This window comes from Streptomyces yongxingensis, assembly GCF_055597465.1.
In genome coordinates this window covers 42,304-66,278 of sequence record NZ_CM145717.1, presented here as the reverse complement: position 1 = coordinate 66,278, position 23,975 = coordinate 42,304, and the positions used below count along the sequence as shown (strand labels likewise).

The window sequence follows — 23,975 nt, the reverse complement described above, 5'->3', positions numbered from 1 at the left end:
ACTCACGGTGCGAATATTAGTTCGATATAGGGGATGCGGAGTCGGCACCGACCGACGTGAGGCGTCCGGGCGTACGCCGTGGTCAACCAACCAGTCAACGGTGACCACGAGGATGACCACGGCAGGCCAGCGGACGGCCAGCCGCCTCCGTGCATCAGCTGCGCGAGCCTCCGAGGCCGTGACTGATCCCTGCAGCTGCGCGATGCCTCTCCTGCGTCGGTCCTCACCGAGCTGCGCAGCTGTACCGCACAGTGCGCACGGCTGCGCAAGCACGAGGTCGGCTTGGTGGGCATGGCGGCTTCCCGGCGCGGCAGCGCTCGGCCGGTGTGCACGGGGTGGCAACACCTGATCGTTCCGCAGCTGACTTCGCACCGTGGCACGGGGAGGCAGCGGTGCTGCGAGCGGCCGACGGCCAACCTGTGCTGTCGGGCGTCAGCTTGGCTTTTAACCGGTTCGCCGAGGCTTGGTGCCGACCTTGTGGTGTGTAGGCCGCTGGTAGGGCTGGCCGGTCGCGAGAACTCTGCCCACATCATGACGGGTGGCCCGTTGCCGGTTCCTTGTTCCCGGCGGCCGACCGGGACCGGGCTGGGAAGGTTTGGGTGCACCGGCTGGGGACGTTGTCGCCGGACGGATGTTTCTGAACCCCCGCCGGACCCGGGCTGGCGTGAGCCGTTCGGGCGAGGCGGGCTTCTCCCAGGGGTGCCGCAGGTCCTGGACGAGCGGACGGGCAAGCCGGAGCTGGGTGTGGGCGGCGATGACGAGCCAGGTCCACCGGTCAGCGGCCTCCGGACTGCGAAGCTTCGGGGCGGTCCAGCCCAGGGTCTGCTTCATCATGCGGAATGTGTGCTCGACATCGAACCTTCGCAGGAACGCCTGCCAGCAGCGGTCGATGTCGGCCGCGGTGGCGCCGGTCTTGGACCACCACAGCCACAGCGGCTTCGGCTCAGCACCGGAGGGCAGGTGCGAGACCTCCAGGCGAATGGCCGTGCCCTCGATGATGGGCAGTTCAGCGGTGTGGTCGATCCAGGCGGCCCGGCGGGTAAGCCGGGATGGAGGCGGTCCCAGGCGCGGGCGGTCGCCTTGCCGTGGAGGCGGGTGTCGGTGACGGTCACCACGTGCTCCTCACCCCAGGTGTCGGGCTGCCCGAAGACGAACTCGCTGCCGTGTTTGGGCGGTCGGCCGCCCTTGGGGTCATGGACCCGTGGCGGGGCCGGCCGGCGCATCACCCGATCTGACCGAGTCCGGCCCAGGACCTCGACGGGAAGATCTGCCAACAGGTGGGCCAGCCGTGGGACGTCGTAACCGGCGTCGACCACGATCAGGATGTCCGGGTCTCCTGTCGCCCACTGGCCAGCCGTGACCAGACGCTCGATGACCTCGCGGATCTGGGCGGTGGTGACAGCAGCGACATCGGCGCCGGGCACCAGTCGGATGGCGTCCAGGACCGCGGTCCAAGAGGTTCGCCCCGTCTCCAGGGCCGCCACGATCGAGTACGGCCAGCCGGGAATCATCAGATGCTTGTTCTCGCCATAGCCGTAGGTGTGGCAAAAGCACCGGCCAGGTGCGGTGTCCGCGTCCGGGCGAAGCCATGGCGATACGTCCACCGCCAGCACCAGGCGCCCATCGGCCGCCTTGGGCAACGGCACGGAGACCAGGGCCCGCCGTAGCCGGGTCAGGTCCATCCGTCCGTGATGGAGACCCGTATAAGGCGCCGTGTCCTCGGCGGTGTTCCGGGGCCAGAGCCAGCCCGACCAGGGTCTTCACCGGCCCGTCGGCGCACAACGCCGCGTCGGCCAGCTCGAAGAGCACATCCTTGCGCGCGGTAAGACAGGCGCATAAATCGGTCCGGAACCGGGACAACACGGTCAGGGACTCGACGCGGGCAGTGTCGCGCAGCAGACTCACCCTCACGGCCTTGACATGATCAACAGCGTCTCGACAGCGCACATGATCACACCAAGGCCGCCCCGCTGTCTCCTGGGAGAAGCCTTCTGCCCGGACCATCCGGCGAAGCTAACCTCTCGGGCATGAGCTGGGACGAAGAACACCTGCTGGCCTTGGAAGTCGACGCGAACTACGGCCTCGCGCCGACCCCGGACACCCCCCGAGCAGTCCTGAAAGATCCTTCAGTACTGGCAGTGTGGGCATGGTCTCCCCGAGCACGTCTCCTAGCGCTCGCCCCCGGACTCGCCCTTCCCAGCACCATCGACGCCATGGACCAGGAATACAGCCCCGGCCAGCTACCCGGCGCACTGAGCTGCCTGGCCGCGAGCCTCGACGGCAGGACGGTGTCCGTCGAGGGCGGCCCGTGCTTCGTCTTCCCAGACCGTCTCACCATCCCCGACTCAGCCCCGCTGCCCATCATCGTCTCCACCACCGACGGCCAGCGTGCCGCTCAGCACCTGATCCGACCCGACAACTGGCAGCCCGGAGAGTGGAACGAACTGATCAACGGCCGCATGGGTGAGTGGGCCATGGCCGTTCACGACCGGGAGCCGGTGTCGATCTGCTTCACTCCCGCATCGAACGCCACCGCGGCGGAGACTGGCATCTGGACTCGCCCCGACTTCCGCGGCAAGCGCCTTGCCCCGGCCGTCGTAGCCGCCTGGTCCCGGCGCGAGCACACCAATAAGACCGTGCTCTTCTACAGCACCACCGCAGACAACCACGCATCCCAGTCAGTCGCCCACACTCTCGGCCTCACTCCGCTGGGCTGGATCTGGACCGCACGTTAAAAGCCAAGCTCAGAGCAGGACGCGCGCGTAGTCATGGACGTGCACACTGACCATTTCCTGCTGGATACCGAGCACCAGCACACCGCCCTGAGCGCCGCGTCCGCCACCTACGTGGACACGGCGCTTCGACGTCACATCACCTGGATGAAAGGAGCCTTGCTCCGGCTCCTGCTGTGTGTGGTGGGTGTTGCTCGGTGCCAGTCAGGCGGTTGCGTACGAGCAAGTGCGGCTGCTGGTGCTCGGTGATTGCGTCCCGAGGCAAACCCACACTTGAATGTAGCTGTTGAAGTTGTCGGCGGAGTGCCAGTAGATGGTGGTGCCGCCGGAGGTGGATGTGTCATCAACGCCGATCGGGCCGTAGATGCCGCCGGGGGTGGCAACCCATGCGCGGGCGGCCACGCCATCGGCCTGGTGGTCCTGCACGTAGTTGTAGTAGGAGTCGTGGAAGTATGCGCTTCCGTCAGATCTCCTGCATACGGTCGCCTGGACCGTACCGCCTCTCAGGCCTTGGGAGTTGTTCGTGGACGCGCTTACGGTTCTGCAGGTGTCGGCAGCCTGAGCTTGGGCGGGTGCGGCCAGGCCGGCCACGGAAGTCGCTGCCCCGAGTGCGAGTGCCGGAAGGGCGTAACGGATTCGCATGAGGTTCCCCCTTCGTCCGATGCCATTGGACGGTGCACGTGTACTGACCATGCAGGATCAGTCTTGGATCGCTTGCGAGTTCGGCTATCAGGATGATGCAGGCGGATAGCACACGGCTTTGTCATTCCGTGCATCGTTGTTGACGATTCGTGCACGTTTCGGGCGGCAGGTTTCGGTAGTGGCGTGGTACGCAGGCAAACCGGAGCCGTCTTAGCCACCGATATGCCGCCACGCATCGCTCACCCTGCGCATCCCCGCCGACGTGCAGCTCGGCCACCGGTTCTGACGTCCGCGACCGCGCAGCCGACCCGAGATCGGCGAGTACGGGGCCGGCGGCCGCGCGCGGTATGGACCGCAGGCAGGCGATCCGAAGCGGTGGAACTGGGAGGGCGACGTGCCTGACCGGCGCGGTTGGCCTCCGCCAAAAGCCCCGCCTCATCGAGATCATCCAGAACCTCCGCGAACGCATCCATGAAGCCCGCGCCAACGGATGGCTCGGCGAGGTCGAGGGTCTCCAGGTCAGCTTCGACGCCGCGATGGCCAAGCTCAACAGCTTCAAGAACACCCCCGGCGACGGACGTCCCCAACTGGTCGACCTCGGCATGGCCGTCTTCACCGATCAAGCACCCTCACCACCAGAGGCAGGAGAAGGAATCGATCACGAGGTGGCCGTGCTCAGACGGCCGGAGCAGCCATCGGAAGACAGGTTGCCTCGGGCATGAGGGCCTCGCGGGACACGCGCGTCGCGGTGGCAAGAGCCCGGCCCACGGAGTAGGCGTGGGCGCTTGCCGGGAGGTTTCCTCGGCTGCCGCTGAGCACCACATCGACGCTGCCCATCGCGCTGTCTGACTCTGTGGGCCGGTCCAGGCGCCGCAACGTCTGCCGGGCGACCGCCTCCGCGCTGTCGTACAGGGTGGTGCCGGTCGGCAGCTGCTGCAGAATCTCCGGTGCTACCAAGGGGTAATGCGTGCACCCCAGCACCACGGCGTCGCAGTGGAGGGGAGTCCGCTCGACCGCGCAGGCGATCGCTTCAGATGCAGCAGCCACGTCCCCGTGGTCAATCGCTTCGGCCAGACCGGGACAGGCGACCCGCATGACTGGCTTGCCGTTCGCGAAGTCGGTGATCAGGCGGGCCTGATAGTCACTCGCCGTGGTCCGAACCGTTGCCCATACCGCGATGCTCCTGCCTGTCACTGCGGCTGGCTTCACGGCGGGAACAGTGCCGATCACCGGCACATGAGGCTCGAACTCCTGGCGCAGGGCGTCGATCGCGGTGACGGTGGCGGTATTGCAGGGCACCACGATTGCCTCCGCACCCCGCTCGACTGCGGCACAAGCAGCGGTGAACAGACGGTCCGTGATGAAGGACGTGCTCTTCGGTCCCCAGGGGGCGCCCTCGGGATCCAAGAGCAGCAGCAGATCGAGTTCCGGGGCAAGATGCCGCACCCAGCCGGCGGTGGAAAGAAGACCAAGTCCCGAGTCGATCAATGCCACCGTCATGGCGATCAAGCTATCAAGCCTCTTCCCACACGGGTAGCGCGCCGGCCGGTTGCCTCGATCGATTCCTTAGTGGTCGGCTCCGGAAGTCCTTCGTGGGTTGGTCATGCTGCCAGGGCGGTAGAGGATTTATCTGGGTGATCGGCGGTGTGCCGGTCGAGCCTGGCCAGCAGATCGTTCAGGTCGGAGGTGGTGAACTTCCACTGGAACGGCTGTGCCGTGGCGTCGTAGCGGTCTTCGAAGGCTCGAAGCCGCTCCGCGACCTGGGCCAGGTCGGTGAAGTCGTTGGGCGAGACGACCTTGCGCTGTACGACGGAGAAGTAGACCTCGACCTGGTTCAGCCAGGAAGCGTGCACCGGAGTGTGGACCAGCACCGCGTTCGGGAACGCGGTGGCGAGTCGGTTGGCTGCCTTCTTGCCGCGGTGGGAAGAGCCGTTGTCGACCACCCAGTACACGCGTTTGGCGCTGGCGTACGGCTCGCGGCTCATGACCTGGGTGACGAGGTTCATGAACGGGGCGATGCCGGTGCGTGGTTCGCAGCGGCCGAATACCTTCGCGCGTTGGACGTCGTAGGCGGCCAGGTGGGCCAGGGCTCCGCCGCGGCCGTAGGTGTGGTTGACACGCATCGCGCGGGCCTGGCCGGGGGCGAGGGTGGGGTGGCAGCGGCAGCGGGCCTGGATGGAGGTTTTCTCATCGGCGCTGATGACGTACTCGTCTTCGTCGAGCGGAACGCCGTCGAAGGCTGGCAGAATTACAACCCCAGCCGTCCAGATTACGCTGAGCTAGACAGGAACAGGCCGTACATTGTATTCGAACCTCGGAGCAGGTGAGCAGTTGCGAGCGTCAGAGCGAATCATCAACGAGGTCGCCCAAGGCCTCCGGAGTTTGGAGGAGGCTGTGACCTGGTTCTCTGCGTTGGAGCAGGTTGAGCAGAGAGCGGCACTGCACGAGGTTGTTCGCTACTCCATGCAGGCGCATGCAACGGTGGACGATGGGCGTGAGGGGCTATTGCGATCAGGCGTCAAGCCAACCATGACCCCGGCAGTGTTGATTGTTCGAGAACCAATTCTCGAACAAATGGGGAAGATTATAAACCTACCCCCTGCCGAGTACGTGAAGTCCTTCCGTGTTCTCTTGTCCACGTTTGCTGTGGCTGACACGCGACGAAGAGAAACGGAGTGCCGAGGCTGTGGTCATGCCTGGCACAACCTGTCATAGCACTAACCTCCGCCAGTGCGCTTAGTTGGGAGCACAGAGGATTTCTGAGTTCGCTTACGCGCACATTCGGAGCCCCCGCCGAGTTGTTACTCGGCGGGGGCTCCTGGGCGTTTGACGGCAATGATGACGACAACCTCGGGAGGAGGGCCGCAGCGGGCGGAACGTCGTTACTACCGCATTCCGGTAAAGGCGCTGCCAAGTGTATTGATGGCTTGGTGTGGGAGCCAGAGCCGTAGTGGACACAGATGCCGATGGCGACGTCGCCTGCCCAGGTTGGGGCGAGCGTGCAGACTATTCAGCAGTCCGATCACCCGAATCACGGTGCTCTCAAGGCAAACGGAGACGTCACAGGCTCTGCGGTGGCCACCATCTGTCCGTTGTGAGTGGCCCGTGGTATCCCACGGTCTGTGGATTTTGACACGACGTCTTTGACGGTCCGCTGCAGGCTCCTCGGGGAGGCGGAGTTCGCCACCGATGAGGAGGCATAGATCTTTATTCCTCCTCCGCAGTGCGTGGCCGAGGTGACCAACGATGCCCGCTTCACGGGAGGGTGTCTTGTCGAGGTATCTCGACAAGAAGTGCTCGGATAGCTGACGGGTTATGGGATTCGACCACGCTGAATCAACGGACGCCGCTACACCGGCCCGGGAGAACCGGAGCGCCGGGTGTCCGCATACAAGCGGGCCCGTACCCCTGGCTCACCTGCGACGCGCCGCACCGTCCGATGCCGGATGTCGCCCACGGCTCATCCAGCCGGGACATCACTGCCAACGCGGTGTCCTCGTCCTGGGCTGTGATGTCCAGGACGACCAGGCATGGCTCGCGTGCACCTCGTCGATACGGTCCATGCCTTGCGTGACGTTGTCGGCGCCAGGCCGGTTCACCGGTGGCTTGCACGCCAGTCGTACGAGCGACATCGCGCCGGACGGGGGCTTACGGGCCCGGTCGGCTCTGGGGCGCGAGTGGCTCGGCAGCGGAGCGTGGCTGCTGCTACTGGCGCCTGGGGGTGAAGCCCTCTGGACCGGTGACTGGTCCGACAGGTGCGGCTGGCCGCGTATGTGGGGTTATGCGGTGAGGTCGAGCAGGGCTTGTTCACCCAGCCGCGGCCGTAGCCGCCCGGCGACGCCGTAGCCAGCGCGCTTGCGCCTCCCGAAACAGCGAAACGGACATCAGTCCACGTACTGCCCTCTCGGTTCTGTGATGCCCTGACGGCCGCAGCCGGTATCGGTGGAGCGCTACCAGGTGCGTGCGGTGCGGTGCAGATCGTCGAAGCTTGCGTGCAGGTGGTGTCCGAGGGTGGCGTGCTGCGGGTCGGCCAGCCACCGGGCTGAGGCGAGCCGGTACGCGGCGACGGAGACGGTGGCGGTCAGCGTGGCCGCCGGTTCGGAGATTCCCCGCGTGCGCAGTGCGCCGGCGATCGCCTCACCGAGGGCTGCCAGTTTCGCCCATTCGCGTTCCCGCAGATCGGTGTGTGCGTCGAGGATGTGCCTGCGGCGCTGTGCTGCGTCCCGGCGCTGGTCGAACCAGTTACTGCGGGCCGTGAATGCCACGGTGATCGCGTCGAGCGGGGACTGCTCCGCGGGTGCCGCGCCCACCGCTTCGCGGACCTCGGCGATGAACCGGCCCTGATCAGGGAAGAGCACCTCACGCTTGTCGGCGAAGTGGTTATAGAAGGTGCGCTCGGTCAGGCCGGCTCGCTTCGCGATCTCGGCGACTGTCGTGCGTTCGTAGCCGCGCTCGGTGAACAACTCGATCGCGGCTTCCTGCAGCCGTTCCTGCGCGCCGGCCGGCCATCGTCCCATGGCACACAGAGTAGTGATTACAGAGACTGCAATCAAGGTGTACGGTGATTTCAGAACCTGTAATCACCGTGGTGCTGCGGGACAGCGGCTGCGGTGATGAAGGCGACGTGAGCCGTATGGGCCGGATCAGATGAAGGAGCTGGTGATGGAGGCTGCCGGAACGCGGGTCGGTGTATTCCTGGGCGGCACGTTCGCGCAGGAACCCGGCATGACCAACCTTGTGGACCGGGCGGTGGAGTTCGCGCGCGAGGTGGCCGACGCCGGTGTGCGCACCGTGTGGTTCGGGCAGGCGGCGGATTACGACGCGCCCCAGCTCGCGGCGCTGGTGAGCCGGGCGGAGCCCCGGGTCTACGTAGGCACCGCGGTCGTGCCGATGTATCCTCGCCATCCTCTGCTGCTCGCGGCGGCGGCGAAGACGGCGCAGGCAGCTGCCGCAGGGCGGTTCCGGCTCGGTGTCGGGCTCGGCGCACGCACTGTGCTCCAGCCGCAGTTCGGCCTGGCGTATCCGCCGCAGATCCAGCACCTGCGCGAGTACCTCACGGCGCTGCGCCCGCTGCTGGACGGCGACGACACCGCCTTCGAAGGGGAGACGCTGGCGTCGCGCCCGGTCGGCTCGACGGCCGTGGCCGGGGCTTCCCCGGCGGTCCCGGTTCTGGTGGCCGCGATGGGTCCGCGGGCCCTCGCGGTTGCGGGCGAGTTGGCCGAGGGAACGATTCCGTTCCTCGCCGGGCCCCACACGCTCGCCGAACAGATCGTGCCGGTCATCACCGAAGCCGCCGCCGCGGCCGGGCGGCCGGCCCCGCAGATCGTGGCCGGGGTGCCCGCGGTGGTCACCGACGATGCCGCAGCCGCCCGCGACCGCGTATCGGCCGCCCTCGGCTTCTACGACAGCATCCCGTCCTACCGGAAGGTCATCGCGACCGAGGGACTGTCGAACGCGGCGGACCTACTGATCGCCGGCGACGAGGACATCGTCGCCGCCGGCCTGCGCCGCTATCTCGACGCCGGGGCCACCGAGGTCATGATCACCCACACCGACCTCTTCGACGCGGAAGATCGCCAACGGACCTGGGCTATCACCCAGCGTCTGTGAGCCGAGACCGAACCGGCTACACCGCCCCGACTCCTTCTGCCGTGACAGCGGTGTGATTCCCGATCGGCAGATCCCACTGACAGCCGGTGCGGCCCTGGTACAGGAGCGCGTTGACGATCTCCCACATCTCGTACCGACCCTGGTGGCCGCTGACCGAACGGTGCGCGGCCGTCCACACGGTGATCACCGGCTCGATGAGGGCCCACTGCTCGTCGGACAGGTCGCTCTTGTAGGGCTTGCGCTCGCTCACGGTGTTCAGCCCAGCACACCCGAGCCCGCCGCCCGGCTGGGCTGTCGCAATCCCACACGCTCAGGTGACGACAAAACACCCGCCAACTCGCATACCGTCCTCTGGGTGGGCGGTTCGCGAGTGTTTGGGTGTTTTTGTTATCGCCTGATGGTGTGGGTCTGGGGTGGGTTCCTCTGGTCGGGGGTCTGTGGTCTGGTGGGCTGGCCGGGTGAGTGGACGGAAGCCGTATCCGAGTGACTTATCGGACGAGCAGTGGGCCCTCATCGAGCCGGTGATCACCGCGTGGAAGGACTGGCACCGCTCGGTCAGTGGCCACCAGGGCGCCTAGGACATGCGGGAGATCGTGAATGCGATCCTCTATCAGGGGCGGACCGGATGCCAGTGGACTTATCTCCCGCACGGCCTGCCGCCCAAAAGCGCGACCTGCTACTACTTCGCCGCTTGGCGGGACGATGGGACCGGCCAAGTCATCCACGAGCTCCTGCGCTGTCAGGTCCGTGAACGTGCCCGGCGATGAGAGGACCCGATCCTGGTGGTGCTGGACACCCAGAGTGTCCGCGTGGCCGCCGGGGTCCCCGCTGCCACGACCGGCCACGATCCGGCCAAGCGGGTGGCGGGCCGCAAGCGTGGCCTGGCCGTGGACGTCCTCGGCTTGGTCATCGCGGTCGTCGTCCTCGCCGCGAACGTCCACGACAACGCCGCGGGCATCGCCCTGCTGAGCCAGGTTGCCCAGAACGCCGGCGGCACTGTCAGCAAGGCTCTGGTGGACCAGGGATTCAAGACCAGGTCGTCACACACGGGGCCGGCCTCGGCATCGACGTGGAAATCGTCCAACGCAACCCGCAGCACAAGGGGTTCGTCCCGCAGCCGAAGCGGTGGAGGGCCGAGCAGACCTACGATATCCAGCCTCTCCTTCAGACACTGGACATCCAGGAGGAAGCCGCCCGGGCCCAGGCCGACGACCTGCGCAAGCAGATCGAGGGCCTGCAGACCCGCGGCTGTGGGAGGCCGAGACACACCTCGAGCACCTCGCGATCACCCGCAAGACCGTCACCAACCACGCCGACCGGATCCCCACCTCCCCGCCGGAACTGCCCGAGCATCCGGACTACGCCCGCATCCTCACCGTTTTCAACGAGGCCACCGGACCACTGCGGGCCACGGACGTCTGCCAGTCCCTCGGCCACGAACTCCTGCCCAAGAACGTCGAGGGCATCCGAGCCAAGCTCAAGCGCCTGGTCAAACTCGGCGTCCTCACCGAAGCCGACAGGGGCAGCTTCGCCAGGAAGCAATAGCCACCCGCCACGACCAGCATCCCTGACACACCCTCACCCCGAAACGGACATCACCTCACGAACCGTCCACTGAGACCCGGCACAAGCACCATCAGCCCCGCCAGACCAAGCGAGACATGCAGACCCTCGGCGATCTTTGGCAGCAGCCCTACAGGCAGCGTCTCCGTCATGACGACGACGAACGCGCCGAGCGCTACGGCACCAACGGATGCCCAGTCGCGCCTGGTACTGGGCTCCGCGACAGGGGTGGGACAGTGGGTCTGGACGGCCGCGGCACACGACGATGCAGTGACCACGCGCACCTGCGGTGCACGGTGTGTGGGCGTACTGTATTTGGTTCCAGTGAGCCTACGCCAACTTGAAACCGCAGTTCAAAGGGCTGGTGTGACCGGTTCTCGGAGTGCTCACGCTGGTCGGGGGCGGCTGTCTGCGGAGTAGATCATCCGTCAGGCTGTGTTTTCGGCGGCACTCGGAGCGGGTTTGCTTACAGCGGCAGGTGAGCCTCGTCCGCCTGGCCGAAGATGTCTCTGGACGTTGGGGACGGCACCGACTCGCGGGCGTCGAGGATGGTCAGCGTATGACGCACTTCCGTGCCCAGCCGAAAGAGCTGAAGACTGATCTGGCCGCCCTTACTGACAGTGAGAATGTGGCTGGTGGTCCTGCTAGTGAGCCTGACTCACTTACTGACTGACTTCATCGACAGTCCTGTCTGAGATTTGTCGGCTCGTCGGCAGGGCCGCCGTGCACGCGGCCGGACGAGCGTATCTGACCTTACAGGCGCCTGGTCCGGAAGCCCCGTCACTGTCTTGTCCACCCGCCCGACCGGCGCGTGTCGCCCTCGGAACGGCAACGCCACAGGGACGGACATGGCCAGCATGAGTTCGGGAGTCACTACGGCCTTTCCGCCCATCGTCATGCCCCCTTGGCGGTGAGCCGGCCGATGGCCCGGATGACCTGGCGCCGGGTGGCCAGGCGTCGGGCGAGGAAGGCCATCACCCGGTTCATGCGGCCTGCGATGACGCTGGGCGGCGGGTTCCTGCGGTCCAGGGCGGCCAGCGCGGTGCGGACGACGTCGACGGGCGAGGCGAGCCTGGTCCCTCCGGCGGCGTGTGGGGTGCCCACGACGTCGAAGAACTCGGTCCGGGTCGCGCCGGGGGACAGGGCCAGCACCCGCAGACCGGTGCCGCGTGACTCCTCCCACAGAGCCTCGGTGAGGCTGAGCACGAACGCCTTGGTCGCCCCGTAGAGCGCCATGCGCGGGTTGGGCTGGTAGGCGGCCATGCTCGCCACGTTGACCAGTACCCCGCGGCCCGCGGTACGCAGTTGGTCGATGAAGGCACGGCTGATGTCGGCGACCGCGGTCACGTCGACCGCGATCTCCCGGCGCAGCCGGTCCGGGTCCGCCTGGTGGAAGGGGCCGAAGGTGGCGAACCCGGCGTTGTTGATCAGGCTCGTGACGTGCAGGCCGAGCTGGGCCACCTGCGCGGCCAGCGCCTGCCCGGGGTGGTCCGTGGCCAGGTCCATCTCCACCACGTGCACCTGGATCCGATGCTGTTCGCGCAGCTCGGTGGCCAGCTTCTCCAGGCGTTCCCTGCGGCGGGCGACCAGCACCAGGTCGGAGCCGCGGGCGGCGAGCTGGCGGGCGAACTCGGCGCCGAGGCCCGCGCTGGCCCCGGTGATGAGGGTGGTGTGTCCGTGGTAGTCGACGGCCGGCATGGTCATCCTTCTTTCAGTCGCTGCCTTACTGGCAGTTAATGCCAAGTAGGCGCTCGCTGTCCAGAGGCGTATCCTGACGTCCATGACGACCTTGTGGGAGCGTTCGCGGCAGGTCGCCGTCAAGGCGATCCTGGATACGGCGGTACGCCTGTTCGCCGAGCAGGGCTACGAGCAGACGACGATCGCGCAGATCGCGCGGGAGGCGGGGATCTCGCAGCGCTCCCTTTTCCGCTACTTCGGAACCAAGGAGGACCTGGTCTGCGGCGACCAGGAGGCGCTGGGCGAGCTGCTGAAACGGACCGTCGAGCAGCAGCCGGCCGAGATGTCCGCCTGGGATGCCCTGCGCGCCGGATTCGAGGTCATTCTGACTGCCAACCACCCCCCCGAGCGTGCGCTGGAACTGTCCCGCCTCATCTTCGACACGCCCTCGCTGCACTCCCGCTACATCGAGAAGCGACGGCGCTGGCAGGCCGAACTCGTCCCCGTCATCCGGGCGCGGCTGGGCAACGGCCCCGGCCATCCGGCTCCCGACACGCAGGCCAAGGCGATCGTCGCGACGGTCTTCGCCTGTATCGACACGGCAACCGAACTCTGGGCCGGACATGACGGACGGCTCGACCTGGCAGACCTCTACGACCAGTGCCTCGCGGCGGTGCGGGACCATGGCTGAAGCACGTATCCCCGGCACACCTTCGGGCAGAACCCGACGTCACCGCGCGCGGTCGACCGCAGCGGTCTGAAGCAGGTGGCAAGGGTCAAGTGGTGGGCCATGCGCTGGAAGGCTCCACTGAACGCGTTCCAGGTCGCCTCCGGGGCGCCTGACCCCGAGCAACAACTGAACACTCAACAAACAAGACCAGCCGTCAGATTGACGCAGCCTCAGGAACCTTGCAGTCAGCGGATGGTGAGGCCGCCGTCGACGGCGAGGATGGTGCCGGTGGTCCACTGGGCCGAGGCCAGATAGGCGGCCGCGGTGGCGACGTCATCGGCAGTGCCCAGACGTCCCAGGGGGTAGGAGTGCTCGATCTGCTCGTCGTGTGCAGTGCGTTCCTCTGCGGTCATGGGGGCGATATAGGAGCGTTCGTACTTGGGAGTGTGGACGGCGCCGGGAGCGATGGCGTTGACACGGACTCCTTGGGGGCCGAGTTCACTGGCCAGCGCCCGGGTCATGGAGTTGAGCGCTCCGCGGGTGGCGGAGTAGGCGGCCGAATGACGGCCGGCGACCATTTTGCGGGCCCAGTAGCTGCTGATGTTGATGATGCTTCCCCGAGCGTTCACGAGGGCGGGCAGGAGTTGCTGGCTCAGCAGCAGCGGCACCTGGACGTTGAGGTGCCACATGGTGTTCATCTCGTCGACCGTGGTGTCGGCAAGGGAGGCGAAGTGTGCGGTGCCGACGTTGTTGACGAGGGTGTCGACCCGGTCGGTCAGGTTTTCGACGTGCCCGGCGATCAGGGCGGGGGCATCGGGCGCGGAGAGATCCGCGGGCACGGTGTGCACGACGGTGCCGTGCCGGCCAAGTTCCTTCGCGGCGGTCTCGAGCTTGTCGCGATTGCGGGCGACAAGAATAAGGTCCGCTCCGTCGCGGGCGAGGGCACCGGCGATGGCCAGGCCCAGGCCCTCGCTGCCGCCTGTGACGACGGCGAAACGGCTGGTGGTGCGGTGCTCGGACATGTCAGATTGCCTTTGTGTGGTCGGTGGAAGCACTCAGCGTCGCGAATCGGCGTAGCTCTTCGAGTTGGTCGCTGCGGGCGTTCCCGATGCCGGCGAGGGCGTCACTGCCGAGAGGAAGGCGCAGCGGGGGGCTCGGCATATCGGCGAGGACGACGAGGGCCTGGGCCATACGGGCGGGGTCGCCGACCTGCCTTGCCGCAGCCTCGGCGGAGCGCGCCAGCGCTTCGTGCACGGGGAGGTAATCGGGGAGGGCGGCGCTGCCGGGCAGCCGACTCGCCCAGTTGGCGCGGAAGTCGGTGCGGGCTGCTCCGGGCTCCACGATCGTCGTCCGGATGCCCAGCGGGGTGAGCTCGGCGGCCAGTGAGACGCTCAGACCTTCGAGGGCGTGCTTGCTGGCCGTGTAGGCGCTCATCCCCGGGGCACCGATCTGCCCTGCCAGCGAGCTGATCTGCAGCACACGGCCCGCTTTCGCCGCGCGCAGGTAGGGCAGAGCGGCGCGCAGGACATTGGCGGCGGCGAAGAAGTTCACTTCGAACTGGGCGCGCAGCTCCATGTCGTCCAGTTCCTCGAAGGGGCCCGCCAGCGCGTAGCCGGCATTGTTGACGACGACGTCGAGGCGGCCGAACCCGGTGATCGCGTCATCCAGTACCGGACGCAGCGTACCGGCGTCGGTGATGTCCACGCTCACGGTGCGCAGACGCCCGGGAAAGGCGGCGGTCAGCGGTTGCAGCGGCCCGTCGCCGCGCGTGACCGCGATCACTCGCTCACCTGAACTCAGAACCTCACTGACCAGGGCCTGGCCCAACCCGCCGGACGCGCCGGTGACCAGCCACACGCGGGACCCCATGCTTCGCACCTCTCGCACGAGCCAAACAAACGGACCGATCTTGTCCGTTTCCGCGAGAGTAGAGGAAGCGGACAGAGGTTGTCCACTTATGGATAAGATGGGGTGATGAACACGGAGCGGCCTGCGGCGACCCAGGGGACGGCGATGCCCGTGCGCGCCGACGCCCAGCGCAATGCCGCGCGGGTTCTCGCGGCCGCGCGTCGTGCCGTCGCCTCTACCGGGCTGGACGTGAGCTACCACGAGATCGCTCGGGAGGCCGGCGTCGGCGTGGGCACCGTCTACCGGCGCTACCCCGAACGCGACCAGCTCATGGCGGCGGTGCTGAGCGACATCCTCACCGAACTGATCGACACCGCACACCAGGCTCTGGACTGCGATGACGCCTGGGAGGGCTTCTCGTTGCTGTTCACCAGCCTGGCCCTGCGCACCGCTCAGAACGCGGGACTGTCCGGCTCCCTGGACCAGCACGGCGGGCCCGCTGTCGCCCAGCAGCGCCACGAGCTCCTCGGTCTCACCCGGAGGGTCATCGAACGCGCTCAGGACCAGGGACGTCTTCGCCGGGATCTGGCCTGGCAGGAAGTGCTGCGGCTGACCGGCGCCCCAGCGGTACAGGGATGCGTGCTGGGACTCGAGCCTGACCCTGCACACGGTCACCACTTGGTGCTGACCGTTCTTCTCGACGGTCTACAAACCGGCTGACACCGGCGACGTGCCGAAGCTCCCAGGAGCGGATGACATCGTCCGGGAGTGCACGACACCGCCGGGACGATGCCGTGCACCCACTCGGCGCGTCCATGAATTCGAGTCTCTCGACACCGGGTATACCGGCCCTTTGCCAGTGACCCGGTGAGCCGACCCCGGACGGTCCCCTCGAACCGGTTCACGCCAGGGGCTGAATGGTCTCCAAGCCCTCAAGGAGGGGGGCCTGGTCCCAGCCGACTTGCTTACACGCAGCGAAAGCCGTTTACTTCCGCATACTTGGACTGAAAACCAGCGGGTGGCTCAGATTGCGGGTAAGGCGTGGGGGACGGCGACTGCGCCGCTAGGAAGCCACGATCGCGACTCTCACCCCATGCCCCGGAGCTCAAAGTCACGGATACCACGAGCAGGGTCACCAAAGCCGCGATAAGCGCAGAGAGCCTGTTGTGCTTGCGTATTCCGATACCCATTGCTTTCCCACCTGGAGTCGGAATCCGTTATGCACAAGAGACGCGAGTACGGTGAAGTGAAGCCACCCACTGGGTCATTGCATTTGCGAAGACCCGGAATGTACTGGATAGCAAAGTACCGTCGGACCTTGCTCCCGCTAGCCAACCCACTGCAACCACAACGGGTTACAACCTCTGCGGGTCCCTTCGTAGGTAAACGCCCGGGAGGAGCAATTTTTTACCTTCGGCCTCAGGCAGACCCATCTTTTATTGCCCGGTGAGATCCGCCTCGGCCTCCCTATCCAGTCTCCTCCAACCCCATCATAGGACCTGAATTGGCTAGTACTCCACTGCGACTTCGTGATCTATCCGGTCGCGGGTGCGGCGAGTCGACCTTCCCGATGGATCGATCGATGGTTGATCAGCGAGATCGTGCGGAAGGACCCCGAAGGATTACCGCGGCGCGTCGGCGGCTGAAGCCGACCAGTACCCAGCCGAGTTGGACAACTTAGCGGGATGAACAGGGGCGTCTGGTGGCCCGCGCCATACATCCTCGCTCAAGGCTGTAACGACGGCCGCGGCCCGGTCAAGGTGCGGGCACCAAGGGTGAACAGCCGCCGCGTCGATGAGACGGGGGAATGGCAGCGGTTCTCCGCTGAGCGACTTCCGCCCTGGTGCCGGAAGTCGCCCAAGGCGGAGCCCGCTTCAGGGTCTCTGCTAGCCCTGCCGACAAGTCGACGCTCAGGGGCAGTGCCTCCCCCTGCCTCGCGCGAGGTTAAGTCAATCGTTGTAGGCAAGCGCTCCCGTCGAACGCGTCCGGCGAACTCCTTTCGGTCATCAAGCAATTGCCGACGCGCGAACAGAGTCGAAATTTTCCACCGTGCTACGAAGCTACCCTCTACCCTCCGACGCAGTTGGGCGCCACCGTGTCTTGTTTGGATACCACAGCGCGGCGCGACCAGCGCCTCGGGCGAAGCCAGCGCTGGGATGGTGCGGCCGACGTCCTGCCCATCGCGGGGACCGCGGCCCACTCTGCAGCGGAGCCGGCGATCCCTACTCTGAGATGCCACCGGCGCCTACCCTTGACATGATGGAAGAGTGCAAAGGGGAAATGTCCCTCCCGCTCAGTCGAGTTGGAGGGACACGGGTTAAGACGGGTTCACACACGATAGTCGGGCAGAGTCCGCCTCGGCCTGCGGTTGCGCCGGGAATCGCAGACGCCACCCACCGTTGGGCACCGGGGCACCCATCGTGCGAAGACAGGAGAGTGCCATGGCCGCGCACACCGCTACCGGCAGGTTGCGCTCTGGAGGGATTACGACGAGCCGGTTCGGACTCGCGCTGAACCTCGCCGGCATCGGACGCCTCAAGTTCGGGGATTACGAGGTGGAGAACATCCGGCCTGTGGTCGTCTCGAGCCCCCTGATGAGGCTGCCATTGAGAAGGCTCGGGGAGACGAGACTGGCCAGGGCGGGCTCACCGAGATCGCGATTGCCGCGATGATCTCCACCGGACGGTGGGCCCCGAGAATCTCGGCAGCCGGCAGCATCCTTGCGGCCGGGATTTCGCCGTCACGCTCAGTTTCCTGGTCACCACTCCGGAGGCGTGGCACCAGCGGGGCCCAGAGCCGAAGCTCTCGCCGGCCGGCCAATTCCTGATTAAGGACGTGGTGCTGCTGGGCGCTTCCCTCATCACAGCTGCGGAGTCGCTCAGTAGTACCCGACGACGATAGCCGTCCGTGGCTCTGCCTGAACCAATCCGTCCGGCGTTCATCTTTGCGGTGATCTCCCTGGTGGCCTCGATTGCCGCGTCGATCGCATCGATCATCACCTGATTGGCAGACCACAGCCTTGCACGCCGCCACCGTGTTCACAGCGCCGAAAGGGCACCCACCTGAAGGTGCGCCGAACCACACAGGGAAGGAACAAGAAAATGAGCGACACCAAGCAGTCCGCCGAAGATCTGAAGATCCTCGAGCAGCTCAACAATGACTACGTCCACTCCGACCAGTTCAACGATGTCAAGCGCTTCAGCGAGTTTCTCGCCGAAGACTTCATCTCGCAGACTCCCGGCTTCACCCGCAACCGTGCCGAGTTCCTCGAATTCATCGCTAAGCCGCGGCCCTTCAAGGATCTCGCTGTGCACGACGTCAATATCCGCATCCTCAGCAGTGACGTTGCTCTGATCCACGGCCGTGCCACTTACACCCTGCTCGCCAATGGAGTGGATCAGGAAGCTCTGTACACGGACACGTACCAGAAGCGCAATGGCACCTGGGTCTGTGTCTCGGCCTGTGCAATCGCTCCGGGCACCTGACCGACCACCCCCGCCAGGCTGCCGTGGTTGCGCAGATCGGAGACCTCCCCGAGATGCGCAGCGGTGCGCGCCTGCTTCCGCTCGGACGGGTTGGCCTTGTTGGTGTGCTGGTAGCGTCGTTCGCAGGCCCTGCCCCGTGAGTGATCTTCGCGGAGCTTCTGCCGCTCAGGCGGGCGTCGATGCCTCCTCGCGCTGTACGACCATCATGGCCATGTCGTCGTTGAGCAGGCCGCCCGCGTACGCCCGGACGTCGGCGGTGATCTCCCGCAGGAGCAGCCTGGGGGTGTGTTCCGTCCACCTTCGTACGCGTTCGGGGAGCGGGTAGAAGGTGCCCTCGCTGTTGCGTGTCTTGGTGACACCGTCGGTGTACAGCAGGATCCTGTCCCCTTCCTGGAAGGGGAAGGTGGCCGCTGTGTATGGGGTGTCGGAGATGGAGCCGAGGCCGAGCGGCGGAGCGGGTTGGGTCACGTGGAGGGCGGTGACGGTCTCGGCCGCCCGGCGCAGGAGCAGGGGCGGTGGATGTCTGCAGCTGATCATGTGGACCACCGGTTCGTCGTCTGGGATGTCGAGCACCGCGGCGGTCACGAAGCGCTCCGCGGCGTCGGCGTCAGATGCCGAGAATTCTGCGAGATGGAGACCGCGTCCTCGACGTAGGCGACCAGTTCAGCCAGCGGGATCCGACGGTGGGCCGCGGCATGGAAGGCGCCTAGCACGATCGCCGTGTCGCTGATTGAAGCAAGTCCGTGGCCGCGCACATCTCCGATGATCAGTCGAGTGGAGTCGGAGGTACGGGCTGCGGCGTAGAGGTCGCCGCCGATGTAGGTGTCGGCCTCGGCGCTGTGGTGCTCCGCCGCGAGCGACACCGCTCCGGCCTGCTCCGGGAGTGGGCGCAGGACGACGCGCTGGGTCGTGTCGGAGACGGTCCGCGCCGGACGAGTTCCAGCTGGTGTCGGTCCCGCAGCTGAGTGAAGGCGACCAGAAGGATGCAGAGCGCGGTGAGGGAGACGAGTTCCACCAGCACGCTCTCGGTGCTCAGGACCCGCCGCTCCGCCCCAGCGGCGATCAGTGCGACTACGGAGAGAGCCCCCACTTGCGCGGTGGGTCGCGGACCGGTGCCGATGGCGGTCACGGCGGTGGCGACGACCAACAGGTGGGCGAGGTGGATGTGCGGCGGAAGGAACGCGTCGGCCACCGGGATGCAGATGACCAGGAGCAGCGGGGCGACCACCCAGAGCAGACGCGGTGCTGCCCGCCACCATGTTTGAAGGGTTCTGTTCGCCTTCGCGGCGATCGCAACGCTCATTTCTTGCTCCACAGTGGCTAGGGATGCCGGCCTGCTGCCGTCGTGCACGAGCAGCGTCAGCCGTCCGACCAGCAGTCCCCGCTCTGCCAGCCAGGCTGGCAACGGCTCGCTGTCACGGGCTTCCAGCGGGCTGGGGTCGCTGTCTGCATCCGGGATCGCCAATCTATTGGCGACGTTAACCGGATGAATAACAGGCCTATTCCGACCACTCTCAGGGAGCCTGGCAGGCGAGATACCACTGATCAAGCGCCGACCCGACGCGCAAGCACCGAGCCCTTGCTTCCCGCCTGGTGCTACTTCCTCTGGACCTCAAGATCTCAGTCTCCGGGTGTCCGTGATCGAGGGGAAGCTCCGGTCAACGCCTTCGCCGAGTGCCCGGACGGAGGAAAGGGAGGTCCGGTGTAGGCGGAAGGTCGGTGGTCATTCACCCTGTCCGGTCCTGGTGCCCATTCCGGGGATTTCAGCCCAGGGTGGGGTAGTGGCCGGCCGCGAGGTCGTCGATGAGGCTGGGGTGGGTGGGCTGCCAGCCGAACCGTTCCCGGGTCAGTGCACTGGACGATGGCATGTCGAGGGCGAACACGTGGCCGATGACGCCGAAGCGCTCAGGCGGCACCGACTCGACCGGCATCGCGAGAACGCCGCCGATTGTCTCGGCCAGGGTCTTCATGGTGTCGCCGTCGTCGGCTACTGCGTGCAGGACCGTGCCCGGCGCGGCGTCCTCGAGTGCGGTGCGGAACAGCGTGGCGCCATCGAGCCGGTTGACTGCTGGCCATCGCTGTGTGCCGTCGCCGACGTACGCTGACACGCCGGTTTTCTGTGCGGCGGCGATGAGCACTGAGCAGAAGCCGTATTGCGACCCGCGCTGGTGCACGGAGCGCGGCAGCCGCACGACAGAGGAGCGGATGCCCTGGTCGGCCAGGGTCAGCACCGTCTGGGAAGTGCGGCCGCGGCCGCCGACCGGACCGTCGGTGGTGTCGGGGTCGTCCTCTGTGGAGGTGTGGCCTGGCATCATCGGCGTGAGGCCGGCATGCACGAACGGCTTGCCGCTGCCTGCGAGTGCGTCGGCGAGGGTCTGCACGGCGCGCGCTTCCTCGTCGATGCCCGCTTCCAGGTTGTTCCAGTCGTTGCTGAAGGCCAGGTTGATGACGCCGTCGGCCTGTACGGCACCGGTGCGGAGGCTGTCGAGGTCGGTGAGGTCGCCGCGGTGCGGCGTCCCGCCGGCGGCGGTGACGGCCGTCGCCGCGGCATCGGAGCGGACGAGGCCGAGGACCTCGTGACCAGCGGCGATGAGCTCGGGAACGACAACTGAGCCGATGCTGCCGCTGGCGCCGGTGACGAACACGCGCATGGGGGCTCCAGATGAGGGCTGCGACGCTGCGTCGCAGGGCGGGCATGGTGAGGGTCAGGCGTGGCGGTTGTGGGTGTGTGGATCCACGGGTTGCTTGGACTTGGGAAGCCCGCCGACCACGAGACGGTAGGAGCCGGTCACGAGCTCCTTCACCAGCTTGTCGTCGATGGTGTCTCCGCCTTCCATTGTGATCCAGTGTCTTTTGTCCATGTGGTAGCCGGGCGTGATGTCTGCGTACTTCTGACGCAGGGCTGTGGCGTCGTCCGGGTCGGCTTTGAGGATCACGACGGGGCGTCCCGGCATGTCGGTCATGAGCATGAAGACCTTGCCGCCCACCTTGTGGAGCTCCCAGTCGGTGTCGAAACGATGCTCCTGGTCGGTGCCGGGCAGTTCCGCGGTGTGATCGCGCGCGATCTTCTGCAGTTCCTGTCCGTCCAAGGTGATCAACTCCTGGGTCGGTTCGAGTGCCTGGCGTGTGTCGTTTCGGGTCCGTGGCGCCGGTCGGTGGCCGGCGCTGGACGGCCACTGACCGACGGGCAGGGCATGGTCCTGATCTCCGACACGGCCGTCTACGGCAGGACGCGGATGATCGTCTTGCCGCGGCGTCGCGTGGTCGGGTTGAGGGCGCCGATGGCGTCGTCGAGGCTGGCGACGTCACCGATGTTGGTCCGCAGCCGTCCGTCGCGCACCCGCTGGACGACCTCACCCAGTTGGGCGCGGTCGGTTTCGACGACGAAGTCGATGGCCAGGCCGTCAGTGGGCCGTGCCTCGACCGGGCCGACGACGGACACGAGTGTTCCTCCGGCCTTGATCAGGGCGGCGGACTGCTTTTGAACGTCGCCACCGATGACATCGAAGACCAGATCGACACTCCCGACGTCTTTCAGCCTGTCGTTCTCGAGGTCGACGAACTCGTGCGCGCCGAAGTCGAGTGCCTTCTCGCGGTCGGCGGCGCGTCCGGTGCCGATCACGTAGGCGCCGGCTTCCCGTGCGAGCTGGGTGACCATCGTCCCGACTGCCCCGGCCGCGCCGTGGGCGAGGACGGTCTGGCCGGTCTGAAGGCGGCCGTGCTGAAACAGCCCCTGCCACGCGGTCAGGCCTGAGATGGGCAGGGACGCGCCTACGGTGAAGTCAACGTCGCCGGGCAGGGGTGCGAGGTTGCGGGCTTCGATCGCCACGTACTGGGCGAGGGTGCCATCGCGGTGCCAGTCGGCGAGGCCGAACACCCGCTGACCGACCGAGAGCCCCGTCGTGCCGTAGCCGAGGGCGGTGACCACCCCGGCCAGCTCGTGGCCGGGGATCGACGGTGTCTTGCCACGGCCGGCGCGATCGGCCCAGGTCGACGGCCACTCCGTCTCTGTGGGGACGAAGCCCGATGCATGGATCTGAACGATGACGTCGTTGATCGCTGCGAGCGGCTCGGGCCGCTCCGTCAGCGTCATTCCGGCCATTCCCGCGGCCGGGTCGGTGACCACAATGGCTTTCATCGAAATGCCTCTTCCTCGTATGAGTGGGGGGTTTGGTTTCCGAGTGGGTTTTTTAGACGAAGGTGAACAGCTGGTCGGTGTCGAAACGGGAGATCGGGGTGGTGTACACCCTCTCCGGGTCGGGGTAGCCGAGGGCCGGCAGCACCGTCGTGGTGTGTCCGCTCTCGCGGATCTTGAAGGCCTTGTCGACACTGGTCGGGTCGAACCCCTCCAGCGGCGTGGCCTCGACGCCGAGCTCGGCGGCCGCCATCATGGTCAGGCCCATCGCCATGTAGGTCTGCTTCTCCATCCAGTGGTTCAGGTCCTTGTAGCCGTACGTGCGCAGGCTGAGGAAGTCCCGGGTCATGGATTCCCACAGCTCCTGCTTGGCCGGGCCAGGGAACCGGCCGTCGGCCCTCTCCTGGCGAACGCCGCCTCCAGGTGGGTGTCGGGCAGATCGGCCCGGGTGGTGAGGATGATGGTGTGCGACGCGTTGAGGATCTTCTCGGCGTTGTCCCGGAATCGTTCGCCCAGGTTGTTGGCGAGCCGCTCCTTGCCTTCGGGCGTGGCGAGAACGTAGAAGTGGTTCGGCTGGACGTTCACCGATGACGGCGTGGAGCGCAGGAACTTCAGCAGTTGCTGAAGGGTTTCCTCCGGAATGGTCTTGCTGGGGTCGAAGTACCTGGTGAGGTGCTTGTTCATGAGCTGGCCGAGGTTCATGTCGATCTGCCTTCTTCTTGTGATGAGCGGGTGAGAAGCGGTGGTTCGGGTTCGGGCTAGTTCGCGCCGCGGGCGAGCAGGTCGTTGATGCGCTCGAAGCTGATTCCTGTCGTCGCGGTGGTGAGGTCGCCGGCGACGAGCGCCTTGGTGGCCTGCTGGAGTGCCTCCATGGCGTGCGTGTAGAGCGCTGGACCCAAGCTGATGCGCTTGACCCCGGCCTGCTGCAGTTCAGCGACGGTCAGCACCTTGTCCGCCGGCGAGATGAGGACGTTGACCGGTGTCGGCGCAACGGCGGTGACGATCGCGACGAGTGCGTCGAGGTCGGGTGGGTAGGGGGCGTAGAGCACATCCGCGCCGGCCTCGGCGAAGGCCGTAAGACGCCGGATGGTGTCGTCGAGATCGGGCCGGCCCTGGAGGAAGTTGTCGGTGCGGCCGGTGACGACGATGCGCCCCTTGGCCGCCTCGACGGCGGCGCGTATGCGGTTGACCGCCTCGTCGAAGCCGCGAATCGGTTGATCGGGATCGCCTGAGGTGTCTTCGATCCCGATACCGGCCAGGCCGGCCTCGACGGCGGCTTCCACGGTCGCCGCGACGTCTGCGGGGGTGTCGCCGTAGCCGTCCTCGAAGTCTCCGTTGACGGGCAGCCCGGTGAGCCGGCCGAGCAGCCGCGCATGCGCGAGGTGCTCGGCACGGATGACTTCGTGACCCCCGTCGGCCCGGCCGAGTGTGGCGGCGAGTGCCGCCGACGACGTAGCGATCGCCTCGAAACCGGCATCGGCCAGCAGCAGCGCCGAGAGGCCGTCCCAGGCGTTCGGCATGACGAGGCCGCCGTCGCGGGTGTGCAGTGCCATGAACGTCTCATAGAGTTCGGAGCTCGGCATGGCGAACCTTCCTGAATGATCGTTGTGGTG

General features: G+C 66.7%; 25 protein-coding genes and 3 pseudogenes. 9 read left to right on the top strand and 19 right to left on the bottom strand.

From position 1 onward, the window contains the following. Positions 1–444: 444 nt before the first annotated feature. A pseudogene (locus tag ACZ6TD_RS00360) lies at positions 445–1,905 on the bottom strand (NF041680 family putative transposase). Positions 1,906–2,027: 122 nt separating this feature from the next. Here ACZ6TD_RS00360 and ACZ6TD_RS00355 point away from each other — a divergent pair. Next, a complete protein-coding gene (locus ACZ6TD_RS00355) occupies positions 2,028–2,735 on the top strand; it encodes a GNAT family N-acetyltransferase (protein WP_471348811.1) in 708 nt (235 codons plus the stop codon). A gap of 9 nt (positions 2,736–2,744) precedes the next feature. Here ACZ6TD_RS00355 and ACZ6TD_RS00350 read toward each other — a convergent pair whose 3' ends face one another. Both ACZ6TD_RS00350 and ACZ6TD_RS00345 read right to left on the bottom strand, forming a co-directional pair. Beyond that, positions 2,745–2,870, bottom strand: coding sequence for a hypothetical protein (locus ACZ6TD_RS00350; RefSeq protein WP_471348809.1), 126 nt, complete (start codon positions 2,868–2,870; stop codon positions 2,745–2,747). 66 nt (positions 2,871–2,936) lie between these two features. Beyond that, complete coding sequence (locus tag ACZ6TD_RS00345; protein WP_471348806.1) at positions 2,937–3,158, bottom strand: hypothetical protein; 222 nt, start codon at positions 3,156–3,158, stop codon at positions 2,937–2,939. Between the two features lie 563 nt (positions 3,159–3,721). Here ACZ6TD_RS00345 and ACZ6TD_RS00340 point away from each other — a divergent pair. After that, positions 3,722–4,096 carry a hypothetical protein gene (locus tag ACZ6TD_RS00340; RefSeq protein WP_471348804.1) on the top strand — a complete coding sequence of 125 codons (375 nt, stop codon included), beginning with the start codon at positions 3,722–3,724 and terminating at the stop codon, positions 4,094–4,096. On the opposite strand, the gene ACZ6TD_RS00335 is transcribed toward ACZ6TD_RS00340, so the two are convergent. Both ACZ6TD_RS00335 and ACZ6TD_RS00330 read right to left on the bottom strand, forming a co-directional pair. Continuing rightward, positions 4,050–4,874, bottom strand: a complete 825-nt coding sequence (locus ACZ6TD_RS00335; protein ID WP_471358725.1) for a glutamate racemase — start codon at positions 4,872–4,874, stop codon at positions 4,050–4,052. The two genes, ACZ6TD_RS00340 and ACZ6TD_RS00335, sit on opposite strands and share 47 nt — an antisense overlap. Before the next feature lie 101 nt (positions 4,875–4,975). Then, positions 4,976–5,551, bottom strand: a complete 576-nt coding sequence (locus ACZ6TD_RS00330) for a transposase (RefSeq protein ID WP_471358723.1) — start codon at positions 5,549–5,551, stop codon at positions 4,976–4,978. A gap of 217 nt (positions 5,552–5,768) precedes the next feature. Here ACZ6TD_RS00330 and ACZ6TD_RS00325 point away from each other — a divergent pair, with 217 nt between their 5' ends. Next, positions 5,769–6,089, top strand: a complete 321-nt coding sequence (locus ACZ6TD_RS00325; protein ID WP_471348801.1) for a DUF5958 family protein — start codon at positions 5,769–5,771, stop codon at positions 6,087–6,089. A 621-nt stretch (positions 6,090–6,710) separates the two neighbouring features. Here the strand turns inward: ACZ6TD_RS00325 and ACZ6TD_RS00320 are convergent. Both ACZ6TD_RS00320 and ACZ6TD_RS00315 read right to left on the bottom strand, forming a co-directional pair. Then, the gene (locus ACZ6TD_RS00320) at positions 6,711–6,986 is read right to left on the bottom strand and encodes a DUF6207 family protein (RefSeq protein ID WP_471348799.1); all 276 of its coding nucleotides are present in this window, start codon (positions 6,984–6,986) and stop codon (positions 6,711–6,713) included. Positions 6,987–7,324: 338 nt separating this feature from the next. Further along, positions 7,325–7,891, bottom strand: coding sequence for a TetR/AcrR family transcriptional regulator (locus ACZ6TD_RS00315; protein ID WP_471348796.1), 567 nt, complete (start codon positions 7,889–7,891; stop codon positions 7,325–7,327). 130 nt (positions 7,892–8,021) lie between these two features. On the opposite strand from ACZ6TD_RS00315, the gene ACZ6TD_RS00310 reads away from it, so the two are divergent. Further along, positions 8,022–8,984, top strand: coding sequence for a TIGR03564 family F420-dependent LLM class oxidoreductase (locus ACZ6TD_RS00310; RefSeq protein ID WP_471348794.1), 963 nt, complete (start codon positions 8,022–8,024; stop codon positions 8,982–8,984). A gap of 67 nt (positions 8,985–9,051) precedes the next feature. Here the strand turns inward: ACZ6TD_RS00310 and ACZ6TD_RS00305 are convergent. Continuing rightward, positions 9,052–9,234, bottom strand: a pseudogene (locus ACZ6TD_RS00305) (transposase); the annotation flags it as partial. Between the two features lie 208 nt (positions 9,235–9,442). On the opposite strand from ACZ6TD_RS00305, the pseudogene ACZ6TD_RS00300 reads away from it, so the two are divergent. Further along, positions 9,443–10,137: pseudogene (locus ACZ6TD_RS00300) on the top strand (IS5 family transposase); the annotation flags it as partial. A 1,304-nt stretch (positions 10,138–11,441) separates the two neighbouring features. Here the strand turns inward: ACZ6TD_RS00300 and ACZ6TD_RS00295 are convergent. Beyond that, positions 11,442–12,245 (bottom strand): SDR family NAD(P)-dependent oxidoreductase, encoded by an 804-nt coding sequence (locus ACZ6TD_RS00295; protein ID WP_471348791.1) that lies wholly within the window; start codon positions 12,243–12,245, stop codon positions 11,442–11,444. A gap of 82 nt (positions 12,246–12,327) precedes the next feature. Between ACZ6TD_RS00295 and ACZ6TD_RS00290 the strand changes: the two genes are divergently transcribed. Next, the gene (locus ACZ6TD_RS00290) at positions 12,328–12,915 is read left to right on the top strand and encodes a TetR/AcrR family transcriptional regulator (protein WP_471348789.1); all 588 of its coding nucleotides are present in this window, start codon (positions 12,328–12,330) and stop codon (positions 12,913–12,915) included. A gap of 224 nt (positions 12,916–13,139) precedes the next feature. Here ACZ6TD_RS00290 and ACZ6TD_RS00285 read toward each other — a convergent pair whose 3' ends face one another. Together ACZ6TD_RS00285 and ACZ6TD_RS00280 are read right to left on the bottom strand one after the other, a co-directional pair. Next, complete coding sequence (locus tag ACZ6TD_RS00285; RefSeq protein WP_471348787.1) at positions 13,140–13,916, bottom strand: SDR family NAD(P)-dependent oxidoreductase; 777 nt, start codon at positions 13,914–13,916, stop codon at positions 13,140–13,142. A 1-nt stretch (position 13,917) separates the two neighbouring features. Continuing rightward, complete coding sequence (locus ACZ6TD_RS00280; RefSeq protein WP_471348784.1) at positions 13,918–14,751, bottom strand: SDR family oxidoreductase; 834 nt, start codon at positions 14,749–14,751, stop codon at positions 13,918–13,920. Positions 14,752–14,868: 117 nt separating this feature from the next. Here ACZ6TD_RS00280 and ACZ6TD_RS00275 point away from each other — a divergent pair, with 117 nt between their 5' ends. The 3 genes from ACZ6TD_RS00275 (at position 14,869) to ACZ6TD_RS00265 (ending at position 18,227) form a co-directional block, all read left to right on the top strand. Beyond that, positions 14,869–15,462: a TetR/AcrR family transcriptional regulator gene (locus ACZ6TD_RS00275; protein ID WP_471348781.1), complete on the top strand. Its 594-nt coding sequence runs from the start codon at positions 14,869–14,871 to the stop codon at positions 15,460–15,462. 1,965 nt (positions 15,463–17,427) lie between these two features. Continuing rightward, on the top strand, positions 17,428–17,643 hold the full coding sequence (locus ACZ6TD_RS00270; RefSeq protein WP_471348780.1) for a DUF417 family protein: 216 nt from the start codon (positions 17,428–17,430) through the stop codon (positions 17,641–17,643). A 200-nt stretch (positions 17,644–17,843) separates the two neighbouring features. Then, positions 17,844–18,227, top strand: a complete 384-nt coding sequence (locus tag ACZ6TD_RS00265) for a nuclear transport factor 2 family protein (protein WP_471348778.1) — start codon at positions 17,844–17,846, stop codon at positions 18,225–18,227. A 165-nt stretch (positions 18,228–18,392) separates the two neighbouring features. Here ACZ6TD_RS00265 and ACZ6TD_RS00260 read toward each other — a convergent pair whose 3' ends face one another. From ACZ6TD_RS00260 to ACZ6TD_RS00225, 8 genes are all read right to left on the bottom strand, one after another. Then, positions 18,393–18,812 (bottom strand): PP2C family protein-serine/threonine phosphatase, encoded by a 420-nt coding sequence (locus ACZ6TD_RS00260; protein ID WP_471348775.1) that lies wholly within the window; start codon positions 18,810–18,812, stop codon positions 18,393–18,395. Then, positions 18,809–19,090 (bottom strand): SpoIIE family protein phosphatase, encoded by a 282-nt coding sequence (locus tag ACZ6TD_RS00255; protein WP_471348772.1) that lies wholly within the window; start codon positions 19,088–19,090, stop codon positions 18,809–18,811. The genes ACZ6TD_RS00260 and ACZ6TD_RS00255 overlap by 4 nt, the downstream gene beginning before the upstream one ends. Before the next feature lie 900 nt (positions 19,091–19,990). Continuing rightward, a complete protein-coding gene (locus ACZ6TD_RS00250) occupies positions 19,991–20,878 on the bottom strand; it encodes an SDR family oxidoreductase (protein ID WP_471348769.1) in 888 nt (295 codons plus the stop codon). 54 nt (positions 20,879–20,932) lie between these two features. Beyond that, a complete protein-coding gene (locus ACZ6TD_RS00245; RefSeq protein ID WP_471348766.1) occupies positions 20,933–21,316 on the bottom strand; it encodes an MmcQ/YjbR family DNA-binding protein in 384 nt (127 codons plus the stop codon). Positions 21,317–21,447: 131 nt separating this feature from the next. Further along, positions 21,448–22,365, bottom strand: a complete 918-nt coding sequence (locus tag ACZ6TD_RS00240) for an NADP-dependent oxidoreductase (RefSeq protein WP_471348763.1) — start codon at positions 22,363–22,365, stop codon at positions 21,448–21,450. A gap of 52 nt (positions 22,366–22,417) precedes the next feature. Continuing rightward, entirely contained in the window at positions 22,418–22,711 is a 294-nt protein-coding gene (locus ACZ6TD_RS00235) for a nitroreductase family protein (RefSeq protein WP_471348760.1), read from the bottom strand. Continuing rightward, positions 22,708–23,064: a nitroreductase family protein gene (locus tag ACZ6TD_RS00230; RefSeq protein ID WP_471348757.1), complete on the bottom strand. Its 357-nt coding sequence runs from the start codon at positions 23,062–23,064 to the stop codon at positions 22,708–22,710. The genes ACZ6TD_RS00235 and ACZ6TD_RS00230 overlap by 4 nt, the downstream gene beginning before the upstream one ends. Positions 23,065–23,120: 56 nt before the next feature. Continuing rightward, entirely contained in the window at positions 23,121–23,945 is an 825-nt protein-coding gene (locus tag ACZ6TD_RS00225; protein ID WP_471358718.1) for an isocitrate lyase/PEP mutase family protein, read from the bottom strand. Positions 23,946–23,975: the final 30 nt, after the last annotated feature.

Bases quoted from the DNA above. Each gene is read 5' to 3' on its own strand.
- ACZ6TD_RS00295 (WP_471348791.1), bottom strand. From the start codon at position 12,245: ATGCCGGCCGTCGACTACCACGGACACACCACCCTCATCACCGGGGCC.
- ACZ6TD_RS00240 (WP_471348763.1), bottom strand. From the start codon at position 22,365: ATGAAAGCCATTGTGGTCACCGACCCGGCCGCGGGAATGGCCGGAATG.
- ACZ6TD_RS00315 (WP_471348796.1), bottom strand. From the start codon at position 7,891: ATGGGACGATGGCCGGCCGGCGCGCAGGAACGGCTGCAGGAAGCCGCG.
- ACZ6TD_RS00235 (WP_471348760.1), bottom strand. From the start codon at position 22,711: ATGACCCGGGACTTCCTCAGCCTGCGCACGTACGGCTACAAGGACCTG.
- ACZ6TD_RS00290 (WP_471348789.1), top strand. From the start codon at position 12,328: ATGACGACCTTGTGGGAGCGTTCGCGGCAGGTCGCCGTCAAGGCGATC.
- ACZ6TD_RS00225 (WP_471358718.1), bottom strand. From the start codon at position 23,945: ATGCCGAGCTCCGAACTCTATGAGACGTTCATGGCACTGCACACCCGC.
- ACZ6TD_RS00310 (WP_471348794.1), top strand. From the start codon at position 8,022: ATGAAGGAGCTGGTGATGGAGGCTGCCGGAACGCGGGTCGGTGTATTC.
- ACZ6TD_RS00275 (WP_471348781.1), top strand. From the start codon at position 14,869: ATGAACACGGAGCGGCCTGCGGCGACCCAGGGGACGGCGATGCCCGTG.
- ACZ6TD_RS00230 (WP_471348757.1), bottom strand. From the start codon at position 23,064: ATGAACCTCGGCCAGCTCATGAACAAGCACCTCACCAGGTACTTCGAC.
- ACZ6TD_RS00340 (WP_471348804.1), top strand. From the start codon at position 3,722: ATGGACCGCAGGCAGGCGATCCGAAGCGGTGGAACTGGGAGGGCGACG.
- ACZ6TD_RS00285 (WP_471348787.1), bottom strand. From the start codon at position 13,916: ATGTCCGAGCACCGCACCACCAGCCGTTTCGCCGTCGTCACAGGCGGC.
- ACZ6TD_RS00265 (WP_471348778.1), top strand. From the start codon at position 17,844: ATGAGCGACACCAAGCAGTCCGCCGAAGATCTGAAGATCCTCGAGCAG.
- ACZ6TD_RS00250 (WP_471348769.1), bottom strand. From the start codon at position 20,878: ATGCGCGTGTTCGTCACCGGCGCCAGCGGCAGCATCGGCTCAGTTGTC.
- ACZ6TD_RS00335 (WP_471358725.1), bottom strand. From the start codon at position 4,874: ATGACGGTGGCATTGATCGACTCGGGACTTGGTCTTCTTTCCACCGCC.
- ACZ6TD_RS00355 (WP_471348811.1), top strand. From the start codon at position 2,028: ATGAGCTGGGACGAAGAACACCTGCTGGCCTTGGAAGTCGACGCGAAC.